Below are 15,574 nucleotides of genomic sequence, written 5' to 3'. Positions count from 1 at the left end.
GCCTTCTTTTCCGGGGCCGCCCTTTTCCCTGGGGCGGCCCCGTTCTTGTGCCGTTGGGCCCTGGTTGCCCGGGATGGTTCAGTCGTCGTCTCTTCGCCCCAGCCGCAGCAGCTCGAACACGAAGATCCACGTCAGCAGCCCCACCAGCAAGCTCCCGCCCAGCCAGCTCCACCACGTGGCCGCCGACCACCACAGGCTCGCCACCAGGAACCCCAGCCCGGCGACGATGCCCAGGCCCGCCATCTGGACCGTGCGAATCCCGGTCCTTCGGTCGTTCATGGCGGAGAAGATTACTGAGACCCACGGTAGAGCGACGCCGCCGAACGAAGGACACGATCCCGGCTCGCTGCTCCGTTCGAGCGCTACCCATCGTGACCACTGCCCGGAACTACCACCGAGGGTGGCCCTTGGCCTCTTGGCAGGTGATTTTTGCGGCCCATGGCCCGTTTCGGCGCCGCGAATCCCGGCGCAGGCCCGCGTGGTCGGGCGGCCCCGGTGGAAAACCGTTCGGCACCACCACGCGGCGCTGCTACCGTGCGCGCCGTGGGGAGTCCTGAGGCCAACAGAGTGGCGCCACCGGTCGAGCGGTGGCGTTGCGGGGTCTGTGTTCTTTCGCGGCCGTGTTCTTTAGCGGCTGTGTTCCCTGGTGGCCGTGTTCCCCGGGGCTGTGTTCCCTAGGGCTGACGCCACGCGCTCCGATCGATCGTGCCTTTTTCCACCGTCCGAACAGGACGGTCACGTCGATCTCAGGAGTGTCTGTCTTGCGTGTTTTGCCGTATCTGCTCGCCCTGGCCGTGTTCGCCCAGGGGACGTCGGAGTTCATGGTGTCGGGCCTGGTGCCCGAGGTCGCGCGGGACCTGGGGGTTTCCGTGGCCGCGGCGGGGTCGCTGACTGCCGTGTTCGCCGTGGGGATGGTGATCGGGGCGCCGGTGCTGGCGGTCGCGGGCCGGGGGTGGCCGCGGCGGGTGGCGTTGCTGGGATACCTCGGGGTGTTCGTCGCGGTGCACGTGGCGGGGGCGCTGGCGCCCGGGTTCGGGGTCCTGCTCGTCACGCGGCTGGTGGCCGCGCTGGCGACGGCCGGGTTTCTCGCCGTCGCGCTGACGGTGGCGGCCGATACCACGCCCGGAGCCGAGGGGAGGGCGACCGCCGTGGTCCTGACCGGGACCACGCTGGCGTGCATCGCCGGGGTGCCGGCGGGCGCCGTGCTCGGGCAGGCGTGGGGGTGGCGCTCGGCGTTCTGGGCGGTCGCGCTGGTGTCCGTGCCCGCGTTCGCCGCCATTGCGCGGTGGGCGCCCGAGACGGAGATCGCGAGTGTGCCCGTCAAAGTCGAGTTCGCGGTGGTGAAGCGGCCGCGGGTGCTGGCCGCGCTCGGCAGGGGCGCGCTCGTGAACGGCGCCACCTTCGCCGTCTTCACCTACCTCGCCCCGCTTGCGACCTCGCAAGGCGAAGGCCGGCTGCCCGTCCTCCTCGCGTTGTTCGGCATCGGCGCCGCCGCCGGGGTCGCGCTCGCCGGTCGGCGTCCGGCTACGCGAAAAGCGCAGGTGGCGCTCGCCGTCGGCTGGCTCGCCCTCGCGCTCGGCGTGGGGAATACGACAGTGCTGTTCGTCCTGGTCCCGCTGCAAGCGCTGCTGTCTTTCGCCGTCGGGTCCACCGCCGTCGCGCAGGTGCTCCGCGCCGCCCCGGACGCGCCGGCGCTCAGGGGCGCGTTCGCCACTGCCGCGCTCAACGTCGGCGCTGCCGCCGGGCCGTGGCTCGCCGCCGCTCTCATCGGCACCGGTTACCGCGCGCCGGTGTGGCTCGCTGCCGTCCTCGCGGCCGCCGCCCTGGCCATCCGAGAGCAGTGCTCTTGACAACGCCAACCCGACGGGTGAACACTGCTCCCAACAGAGAGCACTGCTCTCACGTCAAGGAGGCGACCGTGATCGAGTCCGTGTGGTGCTGGGGAAACCTGGGCCTGGCTTTCCTGCTGGAGCTGGCCGCGATCGTCGCGCTGGGGTACTGGGGCTTCCACGCGGGGGAGTCCACCGCGGGCAAGCTGCTGCTCGGCCTGGGCGCGCCCGCCGTGGGCATCGGCCTGTGGGCCCTGTTCGCCGCGCCGACCGCGAAACTGAACACGCCGCTGCTCTACGCGCTCACCGTCGTGGTGGTGGTCGGCGGCGCCGGCGTGGGCCTGTGGTTCTCGGGACTGCGGACGCTCGGGCTCCTGCTGCCCGCCCTGTTCGTCGCGAACCTCGCCGTGGTGAAGCTGATGCACCTCGACGTGGCGACGGCCTAGGGCAGCTTCCAGGCGACGCACTCCGGCCGGACCCGGGTCTGGGCGAACTCCCGCACCGCGCGGATCACGAGCTCGGCCGGCACCTCGCTGCCCGCGGGCTGCGGGAAGTGGCCGCCCTGCAGGCTGTAGTAGTCGGCGGACGCGGCGCCGGCGCCGTCGGCGGGCAGGTGCGCGGCGCCGTTCTCCTGCCACACCAGGGCGCCGCGCTCGCCGCGCAGGCCGACGACGAGGTGGGGCGTGCCAGGGCCCTGACCGGCGTAGATCCACCAGACGACCCCCGCCGTGGCCGACGGCGGCACGGCAGCCTGCAGCGCGGCGAGCACCGTCTCGGCGGGCACGCTCGAGATGTCGTACCCCGTCCGCCGATCACCCGTGGTGGCCATGGTCCGCTCCGCTTCCAGTGAGGATCGGTACTGATCCTAACGGGCCACAGTGTGAGAGCGAAGTGTGGAACATCAATTGACTGTCCGAAGAGGACAGTCAGGGGTGGTCCGCCCGCAGCCGCGCGGCGCGAACCGTGAGGTAGCGGCGTTCCGGGGCGTTGGTGGTGCGCGCCGCGGCGGCCTCGTAGCAACCGATCGCGGCCGCGGTTTCGCCCGCGCGTTCCAGCAGGTGAGCGCGTACGGCGTCGAGGCGGTAGTGGCCGGCGAGCTGCTCGTCGAGCGTCGCGAGCAGGTCCAGACCGGTGGTGGGCCCGTGGACCATCGCGGTCGCGATCGCGCGGTTCAGCGTGACCATCGGGTTGTCCCCCAGTGTTTCAAGCCGCAGGTAGAGCGCCAGGATCCGCGGCCAGTCCGTGTCCTGCGCGCGCAACGCGATGTCGTAGCTCGCCGCGATCGCCGCCTGCAGCCCGTACTCACCGGCTGGCCCGTCGGAAAGCGCGGCAGTGGCAAGCGAGACGCCTTCCCTGATCAACGACCGGTCCCACAACGAACGGTCCTGGTCCTCCAGCGGCACCAGGTCACCGTCGGGCCCGGTCCGCGCGGGGCGCCGCGCGTCGGTGAGCAACATGAGGGCCAGCAGACCTGTGACCTCGCCGTCCTCGGGCAGCACCCGGTGCAACAGGCGCGCGAGCCGGATCGCCTCGCCCGAGAGCTCCGCGCGGTGCAGGCTGGCCCCGGCGCTGCTGGTGTAGCCCTCGTTGAACACCAGGTAGAGCACGTGCAGCACCGATTTCAGTCGCGTCGCGCGTTCGTCGCCGGCCGGCAGCCGGAACGGCACACCCGACGTCTTGATCTTCCCCTTTGCCCGGCTGATCCGCTGCGCCATCGTCGCCTCGGGCACGAGGAACGCGCCCGCGATCTCCGCCGTCGTCAGGCCGCCGACGGCCCGGAGCGTGAGCGCGATGGCCGAAGCCGACGTCAAAGACGGGTGACAGCACAGGAACAGCAGCGTGAGCGTGTCGTCCTCGTCCGGCACCTCGGCGCCCGCCGGCTCGGCGAACACCGCCAGCTCACGCCGCGCGCGGGCTTCGTCACTGCGGTACGCGTCGGTCAGCCGCCGCGCCGCCGCCTGGATCAACCAGCCGCGCGGGTTGTCCGGCACGCCGTCGTCGGGCCAGTGCAGCGCCGCGGCGAGCAGCGCCTCCTGCACGGCGTCCTCGGCGGCGTCGAAGTCGCCGAACCGCCGGGCCAGCACGCCGAGGACCTGCGGCGCGAGCGTGCGCAGCAGGTCCTCGATGCGGTCGGCCGTCATCAGGCCGGCGCGCTCATCACCTGGCGGACCTCGATCGGCTGGCGGATCGGCGTGCCCCCGAGCCCGGGGGCCGCCGAGAGCCGCGCCGCGATCTCGAGCGCCCGCTCTTCCGAGTCGACGTCGATGATCCGGTACCCCGCGAGCATCTCCTTGCTCTCGGTGAACGGCCCGTCGGTCACCACGGTCCCGCCCGCACCGCCAGACACGACCTTCTTCGCCGCCTCCGGCCCGGCCAGCCCCTGCGCGTCCACCAGCTCGCCCTTGTCGGCGAGCTCCTCGTTGAGCGCCCGCTGGAACGCGACGTGCGCGCGGATGTCGTCGGGGGACCACTCGGTCATCGGCACGTCGCAGGCCTCGCCGCCCGAGTACGTCTGCATCACCATGTACTTCGTCATCGTGGCTCCTCCGCCCTTCCGGCGTGCCGCGCGTCGGCACGCTCACTGTAAGGACGGAGCCGCCCCCGTGTCCTCTACACAGCCTTCTACACAGTTTTCTCCACGCGTCCGAGCAGCACGTCGCGGGTGAGGTCGAGATGGCCGCGGTGCTGGGCCAGCTCCTCGTACACGTGCAGCAGCGCCACGCCCTGAGCCGCGCCGATCGGGGTGTCGCGGTACTTCGGCGGGACCTCGCCCTTCGGCGGCGCCTCCGGGGCGCACCCGGCGACATCGGCGCCGAATCGCTCCCGGACGGCCCGCATCCGCTCCACCAGCGGCGCGACGGGTCCCGCCGCCTCGAACTCCGCCGCCCGGTCGCGCGTCACGTCGCGGCCCGCCACGACCTGGCCACCCCAGAACGCCATCACCCCGAGGCAGTGCGTGACGATCGCGTACGGCGAGTTCGTCCCGGCCGCCCCGGGGCGCGCGTTCGCGAGCTCGTCGCCGAGTTCGGTGAGCGTGGCCGCCATCCCGTCGAGTGCGCGGTCGACGAGGTACAGGTATCCGTCCGTGGTGATCACGCCGGTGAGCGTAGCCCCGCGATCGCGGCTGGGTCCACTGTGGACCGTCGCTCGTCGCCGTCCTGAAGAACGGCAGCGCGGGCAGCTTCACCCTGACCGCCCTCGGTGAGGTCATCACCGCGGAAAACGTAGCGCACCTCAGCAAGGTCGACTTCTGGACATGGAGCTGTTCGCGACCGCCATGAGGGAACGCAACGCCCCGGCGGACGTGGTGACGGCCCGGGCGGTTGCGGGAGCCGGCGGGTTGGTGGAGTTGATGAGGACGCTCACGAAGTAGCGGTCAGCGTCTCCCGCAGCAGCCCGGCGTCACGTACCTCGACCGGCGGCTCGACGCGCAACGGCCCGGAGGCCGAGGGCACCAGGGGTTGGCGAATCGGCGCGGAAGGCGCGCCGATTCACACGAGCCACAGTGTGAGCTTCACAGCGCCCACCTCGGCCGTCTCCGCATCGAGCGTCCGGGCCGTCGCGGGCGCCAGAGGGAACCGAACCCCGAAGCCAAGATGTCGAGCAGGGCCGGGCAAGGTCCGCCGAGGCGCGCGAAAACTGCGGACCGTTCACCGGATCGAGGGAAGCCGCGGCGGCCGGAACTGTCGGTGCCGGGTCCTACCGTTCTCGGCTACGGGACCCACCCGGATCGAGAACAGGACAGCCCCATGACCGTGGAACACCTCGAAGACTTCGCCGCCCTCGACCCGTTTTTCGGTGTCGTCCAACGAGGCCTCGCCGGCCTCGCTGAGGGCGAGCACTTCTTCGACCTGCTCGCCGAAGATCTCGTCACCGAGTTCGTCGTCACCGTCCCCGGCTACCCGAAAAGAGTCGAAGGCCGCGCGGCGCTGGCCGAGCTCTACCGTGGCTACGGCGACGCCATCGTGCTCGACGGGGCCGGCGACCTGGCCGTGCACCACGACCGCGAGAAGTCCGTGATCACCCTCGAGTACTCGGTGCGCGGCCGGATCGTCAAAACCGGCCGGCCGTACGAGAACCGCTTCGTCTCCATCGTCACCGTCGCGAACAGCAAGGTCGTGCACTGGCGCGACTACCTCGACTCGCTGGCCGTGGTGCAGGCGTTGGGCGAAGCGGTTCCCGTGCGGGACTGAAACTAGCCCGCGGCCAGGCGGGGGCCGATGACGTCGGCGAACGCGGCGACGTCGGCCTCCGGCAGGTCGTAGCCGCTCTCGGCCGTGTGCGACGGGAAGAAGAACACGTGCTCCACGCCCGATTCCTCGCGCGCCTGCAGGAGCCGCTCCGCGCAGTACTCGGCGGGCCCGAAGAGCCCGAACGCGTCACTGATCTCCTTGGCCTGCGCGGAGGTGAACGCGGTGGGATCGTGGTCCTCGGGGATGTCGAGGCCGGCCGCGCGCAGCCAGCGCAGGTTCGCCGTGCTCGGGTAGTTGAGGAACGGCTTGTCCGGCCGGAAGTAGCGCCGCACCCACTCGCGCGCGGTGTCGAACGGCTCGATCGCCGTCGGCACGATGAGGATCTCCTGCACGGACTCCGGCGCGCGACCGGCCCGCTGGGCACCCGCGCGCACGTGCGAGCGCGCCGCCTCGATGCTGTCCGGGTGCAGGCCCGCGAGCATCACCACGCCGTCCGCGACCTCGCCGGCCAGCTCCAGCATCTTCGGCCCGGCGGCGAGCACGAAGATCCCGGGCGCGGGCTTGGCGACGTTGTTCATCTTGATCTCGTGACCGTCCACAGTGGCCGTTTCGCCGGCCACGAGCTTGCGGATGGCCGTGACCGCCTCGCCGAGCTGCTCGCGCCGCCCCTGCGGGCGGCCCGCCTTCTCGACGGAGAGGAACCCCGGTGCGAGCGTGAGCAGCACACGGCCCGGGCCGATCTCGGCGAGCGAGTTCGCGATCGCCGCGAGCACGAGCGGGTGGCGCGTCACCGTGTTGGTGGTGGCCGGGTACAGCTGCAGCTTCGACGTCGCCGCCGCGGCCAGCGTCAGGGCGGAGTAGACGTCGCGGCCCGAGTGGTGGTGGTCGTGCACGCCGACGCCGTTGAACCCGGCCTCTTCACACGACACGATGAACTTCGTCAGCTCGGGCAGCGGGCGGCCGACGGGAACCCGGATGTCGACCTTCACGGTCATGGGTGGTCCTTTCTTCCAGCGAGAAGCACTCAGTCCGGCGAGAAACACTCAGTCCGGCAAGGGTTTGCCCTTGGTCTCGGGCAGGAACAGCACGGCGAGCATGCCGAGCAGGTAGATCGGGGCGAAGATCGCGGCGGCGTGGCCGAACCCGCCCACGGCCGAGGCCAGCGGGCCGATCAGCACGGCGCCGGCCATGGCCAGGTACCGCGAACCGCTGAACACCACGCTGATCGCCGTCGCGCGGATCGACGTGGAGAACAGCTCCGGCGTGTGCACGGTGTACCAGCTGTACACGCCGCCGGTGAGGAACCCGGCGACGAGCTGCAGCCACGTGGCGGTCGCCGCGTCGTGCACCAGCAGGAACACGATGGGCACGATCGCCACGCACCCGGCGAAGTACACCTGGATCGAGAGCTTTCGGCCCCAGCTCTCGGCGAGGAACCCGAGCAGGACGCAGCCCGCGATCTCGCCGAGGTTGTACAGCGCCCCGGCCCAGCCCGTGTAGAACGCGACGCGCTTCGGATCGTCGACGAGCCCGCCGACGAAGCTGGGCAGGAACGAGCTCACCGCCCACCAGCCGCCGGTGATCGCGATCGAAACCGCCAGCGCGCCCAGGAAATTGCGTCGCACGCCGGGCGCCAGCAGCTCGCCCAGCCCGACTTTTCGCTTGCGTTGCGCCGCCCAGCGCGGGGATTCGGGGATGCTGCGGCGCACCAGCAGCACCACCACGAGCGGAATCACCCCGAACAGGTACATCCAGCGCCACGACAGCCCGAGCGTCGAGCCGAGCAGCACCCACAGGCCCGACACGAGCACGCCGCCGACGGAGAACCCAGCCTGCAGCAGGCCGGCGCCGCGGGCGCGCCACCGCTCCGGCCACACCTCCTGCAGCAGCGAAGTGCCCACACCCCACTCGGCGCCGATCCCGAGCCCGGTGAGGAACCGCGTGAGCCCGAAGATCCACCAGTTCCCGGACAACGCCGAGCACGCCGTGAAGACGCTGTACACGGCGACGGCCACGATCATGGTCCGCCGCCGGCCCAGCCGGTCGCCGAGCACGCCGCCGACGATCCCGCCCGTGGCCCAGCCCGCGAGCGTGATGGCGACCAGGTAACCCTGGTACGTCGTGAGGTGCGGCAGCTGGTCGTGCGGCAGCAGCTCGGTGAGCGTCGGCCGCGCGGTGATCAGCAGCACGAACGTGTCGTAGCCGTCGGCGACCCAGAACACCAGGGTCAGCGCCAGCACGCCCCACGCCTTGCGGTCGAGCCGCGATGGGTTGGCCAGTGTGGTCATCTCTCACTCATCGAGGTAGGTCCGGATCACGGAGAACCGCAAGTACTCGTCGTTGACGTGCGCGACCGTGACGGCCACGGGCTGCTCGTCGGCCCGGATGTGGGTGTGGCGCAACCGAAGCAACGGCTGCGTCGCCGGGATCTTCAGCGCCGTGGCCACGTCCGGCGGTGGCAGGACCGGCCGGACCTCGGCCACGGAGTAGCACACCGGCGGGCCGAGGTGGCGCTCCACGAACTCGAACGTCGACTGAGCGGGTTCCAGCGCCCGCGGGTCCTCGCCGAGCAGCCGCACCGGGAAGTGGTCGACGCTGTGCACCGCGGGCTCACCCGAGGCGGCGAAGACGCGCTCGATCCGCAGCGCCTGCTCGCCGGCCGGGATCTCCAGCGACGCGGCCATGTCCGCCTCGAGCGCCGCCACCCGCTGGTCGGCTGTGCTCACCGATGCCTCGTGACCGGCCTTGGCGAGCAGGTCCAGGAACGCGCCCGCCTCGGCCAGGTTGGCGCCGAGGCCCAGCGCGTGGCGGTTGATGAACGTGCCGTGGCCGTGCAGCCGGCGGATCCGCCCCTCTTTCTGCAGCGACTGCAGCGCCGAACGCAGCGTCGCCCGGCTCACGCCGAGCGCGGAGGAGAGCTCCGCCTCCGACGGCAGCCGCAGCCGGCCCGCCTCGCCGAGGCGGATGATCACCTCGCGCAGCCGGTCCTTGACCTGCCGGTACGCGTCGGAAGTGATCGCCGTGAGGTCGGCCGGCAGAGCGGGTTCGGGGTGGATCCGCGTGACCACGGGTCAGTCCTCGCGGCGGCCGATGGGGCCGTCGTACGTGCGCAGCCAGTCGACCAGCTCGCCCAGGCGCCCGACGATGTGGTCGTGGTAGCGCTTGCCCTTGTCCTCCGAGAGGCCCTTCGACGAGCTGAAGGAGCCGGTCGGGGTGAACGCGCGCTGCTCGTCGCCGGACCAGATGATCTCGACGCCGTCGGGCGCCGGGCCGAACAGGTCGTTGCCGACGAAGCCGCCGAAGACCTTGTCGAAGTCGACGGAAGCGTCGGTGAGCCGGTCGGTGCGGATCTTGCCCGGGTAGCGGTAGTGCACGTGGGAGAGTTCGAGCTCACCGGCGTGGTGCTCGTTGGTCTCCTTGATCGTCGGCGACGCCGACCGCGCGAGGTGCAGCGGGTCCGCGACGGCGAAGAGCACCTCGGGCAGCTCCTCGTCGTGCAGCACGCGCACGGCGCTGTTGAGCGCGGGCAGGTTCGAGCCCTTGTGCCCGTTGAGCAGGATGATGCGGGTGAAGCCGTGGCGCGCGAGGCTGCGGGCGACGTCGCGGATCAGCAGCGTCAGCGTGTCCGGGCGCACCGTGATGGTGCCGGGGAACGCGCCGTGGTGCGACGAGTCGCCGTACCAGATGGGGGGCGCGACCAGCACGCCCTTGCGCTCGGCCACGTCCTCGGCCAACGTGATGGCCACGTACGAGTCGACTCCCAGCACACCGGCCGGGCCGTGCTGCTCGGTGCTGCCGATCGGCACGATCACAATCCGCTCGTGCTCCAGGTACGAGCTCACTTCTTCCCAGGTCAGGTCCTGGATCCAGACCGAAGGCAGGGTGTCCGCCACGGGTACCTCCCAGATGGTGAAACAGGTCGTAAGACGTCAGACGTCTAACTTAAGCTGCGCGGCAACCCCCGCCAATCGGGACCAAGGAGTGGGATGGAAAGCGTGACCAGGACCGACGGCCGGCCTGCCCGGCCGGGCAGGCTGCGCGTGCCGCCGTTGTTCGGCGCGGCGCTGCTGATGGCCATGAGCGCGGCGGGACCGGGGTTCATCACCCAGACCGCCTCGTTCACCGTGCTCTACGGGGCCTCGTTCGCGTGCGCGGTGGTGGTCTCGATGATCATCGACGTCGCCGTGCAGCTCAACGTCTGGCGCATCCTCGGCATCTCGGGGCAGCGCGCGCAGGACATCGCGAGCAAGGTGTTCCCGGGCGCCGGCCAGGTGCTCACGGTGTTCGTGGTGCTGGGCGCGGTCGTGTTCAACATCGGCAACATCGCCGGCACCGGCCTCGGCCTGCACAACCTGCTGGGCATCGACCCGCGGATCGGCGCGGCCATCAGCGGCATCCTCACCATCGCGATCTTCCTGGTCCGCTCGGTGCTCACGGCCGTGGACCGCGTGATGGTGGTGCTCGGGTTCGTGAAGATCGCGCTGATCATCGCGCTGGTCGTGGCCACGGCGCCGCCGGTGGGCCAGGCCGCCGTGGGCACCGTCGACCCGAAGGGCCTGCCGTTCCTGCCCATCCTCACGCTGATCGGCGGCACCGTCGGCGGGTTCATCACCTACTCCGGCGCGCACCGGCTGATCGACGCCGGCATCACCGGGGTGGCGAACCTCAAGCGCATCAACCGCGGCGCGTGGACCGGCATCCTCGTGGCCTGCGTGCTGCGGATCGTGCTGTTCCTCGGCTTCTTCGGGGTGGTCGCGACCGGCGCGACGCTGGCGAACAAGAACGACGCCGCGGGCTCGGCGTTCCTCTCCGCGTTCGGCACGGTGGGGCTGCACCTGTTCGGCCTGGTGTTCTGGGCCGCCGGGATGACGAGCGTGATCGGCAACTCCTACACCACCGCCACGTTCCTGCAGTCCTACGTCAAGCCCGTGCGGACGCACTTCAACCGCGCCGTGATCGTGCTGATCGGCCTCGCGACGATCATCTTCATCGCCGCTGGACAGACGCCGCAGTCGATGCTGGTGTTCGCGGGCGCGATCAACGGGCTGGTGCTGCCCATCGGCCTGGCCATCATCCTGTGGGTGGCGCTGCGCCGCCGCGACCTGATCGCGGGCTACCGCTACCCGAAGGTGCTGCTCGGCGTCGGCATCGCCGCCTGGCTGTTCACCGCGTACGCCGCCGTGGAATCCCTGACCTCACTCGGTTCGATCTTCTCCTGAGGAGTTGCTGATGACTGTCACCCCCGCTCTGAGCCCGGCCGAATCCCGCGAAGCCTTCCGCGGCGGCCTGCGCGTGCCGACCGCCGGCTGGGCGCCGGGCTACGCCCAGGCCAACATGATCATCGTGCCGCGCGAGTACGCCTACGACGCGCTCCTGTTCGGCCAGCGCAACCCCAAGCCGTGCCCGATCATCGGCGTCACCGACACCGGCAGCCCCCACACCGACCTCGCGCCCGGCGCCGACCTGCGCACCGACCTCGGCGCCTACCGCGTCTGGCGCGACGGCGAGCTGGTCGACGAGCCGGACGACGTGCTGGAGTACTGGAACGACGACCTCGTCACGTTCCTCATCGGCTGCAGCTACACGTTCGAGACGCCCATGGTCGCCGCGGGCATCGAGGTTCGCCACATCAGCAAGGGCCAGAACGTCTCGATGTACAAGACTTCCCGCGAGTGCGCCCCCGCGGGCCGCCTGAGCGGCCCCATGGTCGTCTCGATGCGCCCGATCGCCGCCGACCGCGTCGCCGACGCCGTGCGCATCTCCGGCCAGTTCCCGTCCGTACACGGCGCGCCGGTCCACATCGGAGCACCCGAAGCCCTCGGTATCGAGGACCTGTCGAAGCCGGACTTCGGTGACCCGGTGGAGATCCGCGAGGGTGAGGTGCCGGTGTTCTGGGCGTGCGGCGTGACCCCGCAGGCCGCGATCATGCGGTCGAAGCCGCCGTTCGCAATCACGCACGCGCCGGGGTACATGTTCGTCACCGACGTGCCGGACTACACGTACGCCGTGTGAGACTTCGCCGTGCTCGACCTCGAGACGGTGACCGTCGCGCAGCTGACGGAGTTGCTCCACACCCGGCAGCTGTCCGCCGTGGCCCTCGCCCGCGCGTGCCTCGACCGCATCGCGGCACTCGACGAGCGGGGCCCGGCGCTGCACGCGCTGCGCGCGCTGAACCCCGGCGCGCTGGCCGACGCGCAGGCGGCCGACCAGCGGTTGCTCGCGGGTGAGGGCGGCCGCTTGACCGGGATCCCGGTGCTGCTGAAGGACAACATCGACGTCCTCGGGATGCCGACCACCGCGGGCTCCCTCGCGCTGGAGCACTCGTACCCGGCGGCCGACGCGCCGCTGGTGACCGCGCTGCGCCGGGCGGGCGCCGTGGTCCTCGGCAAGGTCAACCTGACCGAGCTGGCGAACTTCCTCACCGTCGGCATGCCCGGCGGCTACAGCTCGCTCGGCGGCCAGGTACTCAACCCGTACGACGTGACGCAGACGCCGAGCGGGTCGAGTTCCGGGTCGGCCGTCGCGGTGGCGGCGGGGTTCGCACCGCTGAGCGTCGGATCGGAGACGTCGGGCTCGATCCTCGGGCCGGCCTGCGCGAACTCCGTGGTGGGGCTCAAGCCGACGGTCGGGCTGGTGCCGCGCACGGGGCTCGTGCCGATCGCCGCCAGCCAGGACACCGCGGGCCCGCTCGCCCGCACGGTCGCCGACGTGGCCGCGCTGCTGACCGTCCTCGCCACGCGCGACGAGCGCGACCCCGCGACGGCCGCGAACCCCTTGGTGGACCACGACTTCACCGTCGACCTCGACCCCCAGGCCCTGCGGGGCCGGCGGATCGGCGTCGTGCTGGGCAGTGCTCCCGCGGGCGACAATCGGACCCTCTGGGACAACGCCACGCAGGCGATGCGCGACCTGGGTGCGACCCTGGTGCACGTCGAGCTCGACACGCGAAGCGGCATCGAGGGCGGCTCATCGGTGCTGACCTACGAGTTCCGGCGCGACCTCGACACCTATCTGTCCGGTTTGCCCGACGACGCGCCGTGCCGCTCGCTCGCCGACCTGATCGGCTTCAACGAAGCGCACTCCCCGGCCACCCTCAAGTTCGGCCAGACCCGCGCACTCGCCGCGCAGGCCAAGGACCACGCACCCGGCAGCGCCGACACCCGCAAGTACCTCGCCGACCGCGCGCAGGACCTCGCCGAGAGCAAGGACCGCCTCGATTCGCTGCTGCAGTCGGAAACCCTCGCGGCCCTGCTTGTTCGCCGGCTACCCGGGCGCGAGCCTCGGCGCCCGGGCGGGATACCCCTCACTGGCCCTGCCCGCCGGCTACCGCCCGGCCGACCGCCGGCCCTTCGGGATCACCCTGCTCGGCCCGGCGTGGAGCGAACCGCTGCTCCTCGCCCTCGGCTACGCGTTCGAACAGGCCACCCGGCTGCGGCGTGCGCCGTCGGTGGTCAATCCGGCATTGTCGCGCGGCCGTCGGTGCAGTACGGCCGACGAGACACGCGAGATCGGCTAGCGTGGCGCCGTGCAGATCTCCGAGTTCGGTTCCTGGGCCACGCCGTTCACCGCCGACCTGATCACGCAGAGCGCCGTGCGCGTCACGGATGCGCGCGCCGACGGGCGGGCCGTGGTGTGGTCGGAGGCGAGGCCGGCGGAGGGTGGGTGGGTGCAGCTCGTGCGGCGGGAAGCCGACGGGAGCACCGCCGACCTGCTGCCGGAGGGGTTCGGGGCGCGGACGTCGGTGCACGAGTACGGCGGGGCCGACTGGTGGGTGCGCGACGGCGTGGTGTGGTTCGCCAACTGGGCCGATCAGCGGCTGTACCGCCTCGGCCGCGACGGTGAGCCGGAAGCCGTCACCCCCGAGCCCGAGGTCCCGCGCGGCGATCGGTACGCCGACGGCGACCTGACCGCCGACGGGACGCGCCTGGCCGTGGTGCGTGAGCACCACCCGAAAACGAGCCGGGGCGCGGCCGACGTGCGCAACGAGATCGTGCTGCTGACCGGGAACACGGAGCCCGAGGTGCTCGTGTCCGGCCCGGACTTCGTCGCGAGCCCGCGCTTCTCGCCCGACGCGGGGAAGCTCGCGTGGGTCGCGTGGGACCACCCGAACATGCCGTGGGACTCGACCGACCTGCGCGTGCGCGATCTGGCCACCGGCGAGGAGACCGTGGTCGCGGGCGGGCCGGGGGAGTCGGTGTCCGAGCCGCGCTGGCACGCCGACGGCACGCTGTACTTCCTGTCCGACCGCACCGGCTGGTGGAACCTCTACCGGCTCGGCGAGAGCGGCACCGTCGAGCCGGTGGTCGTGCTCGACGCCGAGATCGGCGTGCCGGCCTGGGGCCTGGGCACGGGCCGGTACGTGGTGCTGGCCGACCACCGGGTGGTGTTCGCCCGCTGGTCCGGCGGCATCGACGGGCTCGCCCTCGCGAGCCCGGACGGCACCGTGACCGACCTCGACACCCCGTTCACCGCGATCAGCGCGCTGCGCCCGGCCGGCGGCGACGATCTGCTCCTCATCGCCGGCTCGCCCACCGCCGAGCCGAGCGTGTACACGCTGACCGCCGAGGGCAAGGTCGCCACCGTGCGCGAACCCCGCGACACCGGGATCGGCGCCGAGTACGTGTCCGCGCCCGAGGCGATCGACTTCCCGTCGGGCGAGCGCGTGTCCCACGCGTTGTTCTACCCGCCCGTGAACCCGGACTTCGAGGGTCCCGCGGGGTCGAAGCCGCCGGTCGTCGTGGTCGTCCACGGTGGACCGACGTCGCACGCGGTTCCCGTGCTGTCGGCGGGTATCCAGTACTGGACCAGCCGCGGTTTCGGTGTCGTGGACGTGAACTACGCGGGCTCCACCGGCTTCGGCCGCGCCTACCGCGAGGAACTCCACGGCACGTGGGGAATCCTCGACGTCGCCGACTGCATCGCGGCCGTCCGCTGGCTCGCCGCCGAAGGCCGCGTCGACGGCGACAAGCTCCTCATCCGGGGCGGCTCGGCCGGCGGGTACACGGTGCTGGCTGCCCTTTCGCGTGCTGACACGCCCTTCGCCGCCGGCACCGATCTCTTCGGCGTCGCCGACCTCCAGGCGTTGGCTGCCGACACGCACAAGTTCGAGAGCCGCTACCTCGACCGCCTGATCGGCCCGTACCCCGAGCTGCGCGATGTCTACCTCGACCGCTCGCCGATCCAGCACGTCGACGCCTTCACGCGGCCTCTGCTCGTGCTGCAGGGCGCCGACGACCCCGTCGTGCCGCCCAACCAGTCGGAGCTCATCGTCGACGCCCTGCGCTCGCGCAAGGTGCCCGTCGCCTACCTCCTCTTCGAAGGCGAGCAGCACGGCTTCCGCCGCGCCGAGAACATCCGCCGGGCCCTCGACGCGGAGCTGAGCTTCTACAGCCAGATCCTCGGCTTCGACCTCCCCGAAGGTGAGGCCATCGAGCTGGTCGAGGTGGAGAACCTCCGGCCGTAGCGCTCCCGGCCCGCCGGAAACCACTGGCCATCACGGGTTTCCGGTGCGTTTCGCGCACCCTCCACAAAGGATCACTCCGCGGTCCGTCG

General features: G+C 71.5%; 15 protein-coding genes and 1 pseudogene. 7 read left to right on the top strand and 9 right to left on the bottom strand.

Features of this window, described 5'->3' with window-relative positions; all coding sequences use genetic code 11:
* Window positions 1-78 precede the first annotated feature (78 nt).
* Window positions 79-279 carry a hypothetical protein gene (locus AB0383_RS15510; RefSeq protein ID WP_364175158.1) on the bottom strand — a complete coding sequence of 67 codons (201 nt, stop codon included), beginning with the start codon at window positions 277-279 and terminating at the stop codon, window positions 79-81.
* A gap of 482 nt (window positions 280-761) precedes the next feature.
* Between AB0383_RS15510 and AB0383_RS15505 the strand changes: the two genes are divergently transcribed.
* The gene (locus AB0383_RS15505) at window positions 762-1,850 is read left to right on the top strand and encodes an MFS transporter (protein WP_366187589.1); all 1,089 of its coding nucleotides are present in this window, start codon (window positions 762-764) and stop codon (window positions 1,848-1,850) included.
* 68 nt (window positions 1,851-1,918) lie between these two features.
* On the top strand, window positions 1,919-2,275 hold the full coding sequence (locus tag AB0383_RS15500; RefSeq protein WP_366187588.1) for a YrdB family protein: 357 nt from the start codon (window positions 1,919-1,921) through the stop codon (window positions 2,273-2,275).
* Here the strand turns inward: AB0383_RS15500 and AB0383_RS15495 are convergent.
* From AB0383_RS15495 to AB0383_RS15480, 4 genes are all read right to left on the bottom strand, one after another.
* Window positions 2,272-2,658 (bottom strand): Imm1 family immunity protein, encoded by a 387-nt coding sequence (locus AB0383_RS15495; RefSeq protein ID WP_366187587.1) that lies wholly within the window; start codon window positions 2,656-2,658, stop codon window positions 2,272-2,274. The two genes, AB0383_RS15500 and AB0383_RS15495, sit on opposite strands and share 4 nt — an antisense overlap.
* 97 nt (window positions 2,659-2,755) lie before the next feature.
* Window positions 2,756-3,970 (bottom strand): DUF6596 domain-containing protein, encoded by a 1,215-nt coding sequence (locus AB0383_RS15490; protein ID WP_366187586.1) that lies wholly within the window; start codon window positions 3,968-3,970, stop codon window positions 2,756-2,758.
* Entirely contained in the window at window positions 3,970-4,365 is a 396-nt protein-coding gene (locus AB0383_RS15485) for a YciI family protein (protein WP_366187585.1), read from the bottom strand. Before AB0383_RS15485 ends, AB0383_RS15490 begins: the two co-directional genes overlap by 1 nt.
* Before the next feature lie 86 nt (window positions 4,366-4,451).
* Window positions 4,452-4,925, bottom strand: coding sequence for a DUF664 domain-containing protein (locus AB0383_RS15480; protein ID WP_366187584.1), 474 nt, complete (start codon window positions 4,923-4,925; stop codon window positions 4,452-4,454).
* Between the two features lie 653 nt (window positions 4,926-5,578).
* Here AB0383_RS15480 and AB0383_RS15475 point away from each other — a divergent pair.
* Complete coding sequence (locus tag AB0383_RS15475) at window positions 5,579-6,022, top strand: nuclear transport factor 2 family protein (RefSeq protein ID WP_364175177.1); 444 nt, start codon at window positions 5,579-5,581, stop codon at window positions 6,020-6,022.
* Between the two features lie 2 nt (window positions 6,023-6,024).
* On the opposite strand, the gene AB0383_RS15470 is transcribed toward AB0383_RS15475, so the two are convergent.
* Genes AB0383_RS15470 through AB0383_RS15455 form a run of 4 tightly spaced genes read right to left on the bottom strand, consistent with a single transcriptional unit; the run spans window position 6,025 to window position 9,915 of the window.
* On the bottom strand, window positions 6,025-7,017 hold the full coding sequence (locus AB0383_RS15470; protein WP_364175180.1) for an LLM class flavin-dependent oxidoreductase: 993 nt from the start codon (window positions 7,015-7,017) through the stop codon (window positions 6,025-6,027).
* A 48-nt stretch (window positions 7,018-7,065) separates the two neighbouring features.
* Window positions 7,066-8,310, bottom strand: a complete 1,245-nt coding sequence (locus AB0383_RS15465; protein WP_364175183.1) for an MFS transporter — start codon at window positions 8,308-8,310, stop codon at window positions 7,066-7,068.
* Window positions 8,311-8,313: 3 nt separating this feature from the next.
* Window positions 8,314-9,090, bottom strand: coding sequence for a GntR family transcriptional regulator (locus tag AB0383_RS15460; protein ID WP_366187583.1), 777 nt, complete (start codon window positions 9,088-9,090; stop codon window positions 8,314-8,316).
* 3 nt (window positions 9,091-9,093) lie between these two features.
* Window positions 9,094-9,915 (bottom strand): creatininase family protein, encoded by an 822-nt coding sequence (locus AB0383_RS15455; protein ID WP_285968457.1) that lies wholly within the window; start codon window positions 9,913-9,915, stop codon window positions 9,094-9,096.
* 102 nt (window positions 9,916-10,017) lie between these two features.
* Between AB0383_RS15455 and AB0383_RS15450 the strand changes: the two genes are divergently transcribed.
* From AB0383_RS15450 to AB0383_RS15435, 4 genes and pseudogenes are all read left to right on the top strand, one after another.
* A complete protein-coding gene (locus AB0383_RS15450) occupies window positions 10,018-11,241 on the top strand; it encodes an NRAMP family divalent metal transporter (protein WP_364175190.1) in 1,224 nt (407 codons plus the stop codon).
* Window positions 11,242-11,269: 28 nt separating this feature from the next.
* Complete coding sequence (locus tag AB0383_RS15445) at window positions 11,270-12,034, top strand: putative hydro-lyase (RefSeq protein WP_364175717.1); 765 nt, start codon at window positions 11,270-11,272, stop codon at window positions 12,032-12,034.
* A gap of 9 nt (window positions 12,035-12,043) precedes the next feature.
* Window positions 12,044-13,243 (top strand): annotated as a pseudogene (locus AB0383_RS15440) (amidase family protein); the annotation flags it as partial.
* A gap of 304 nt (window positions 13,244-13,547) precedes the next feature.
* Window positions 13,548-15,485: a prolyl oligopeptidase family serine peptidase gene (locus AB0383_RS15435; protein WP_366187582.1), complete on the top strand. Its 1,938-nt coding sequence runs from the start codon at window positions 13,548-13,550 to the stop codon at window positions 15,483-15,485.
* Window positions 15,486-15,574 lie beyond the last annotated feature (89 nt).

The organism is Amycolatopsis sp. NPDC051373, from assembly GCF_040689465.1.
In the GTDB taxonomy this organism is placed as follows: domain Bacteria; phylum Actinomycetota; class Actinomycetes; order Mycobacteriales; family Pseudonocardiaceae; genus Amycolatopsis.
The sequence above is the reverse complement of the archived record's forward strand: the minus strand, read 5'-3'. Positions and strand labels throughout refer to the sequence as shown.

Bases quoted from the DNA above. Each gene is read 5' to 3' on its own strand.
- AB0383_RS15510 (WP_364175158.1), bottom strand. From the start codon at position 279: ATGAACGACCGAAGGACCGGGATTCGCACGGTCCAGATGGCGGGCCTG.
- AB0383_RS15495 (WP_366187587.1), bottom strand. From the start codon at position 2,658: ATGGCCACCACGGGTGATCGGCGGACGGGGTACGACATCTCGAGCGTG.
- AB0383_RS15490 (WP_366187586.1), bottom strand. From the start codon at position 3,970: ATGACGGCCGACCGCATCGAGGACCTGCTGCGCACGCTCGCGCCGCAG.
- AB0383_RS15485 (WP_366187585.1), bottom strand. From the start codon at position 4,365: ATGACGAAGTACATGGTGATGCAGACGTACTCGGGCGGCGAGGCCTGC.
- AB0383_RS15475 (WP_364175177.1), top strand. From the start codon at position 5,579: ATGACCGTGGAACACCTCGAAGACTTCGCCGCCCTCGACCCGTTTTTC.
- AB0383_RS15470 (WP_364175180.1), bottom strand. From the start codon at position 7,017: ATGACCGTGAAGGTCGACATCCGGGTTCCCGTCGGCCGCCCGCTGCCC.
- AB0383_RS15465 (WP_364175183.1), bottom strand. From the start codon at position 8,310: ATGACCACACTGGCCAACCCATCGCGGCTCGACCGCAAGGCGTGGGGC.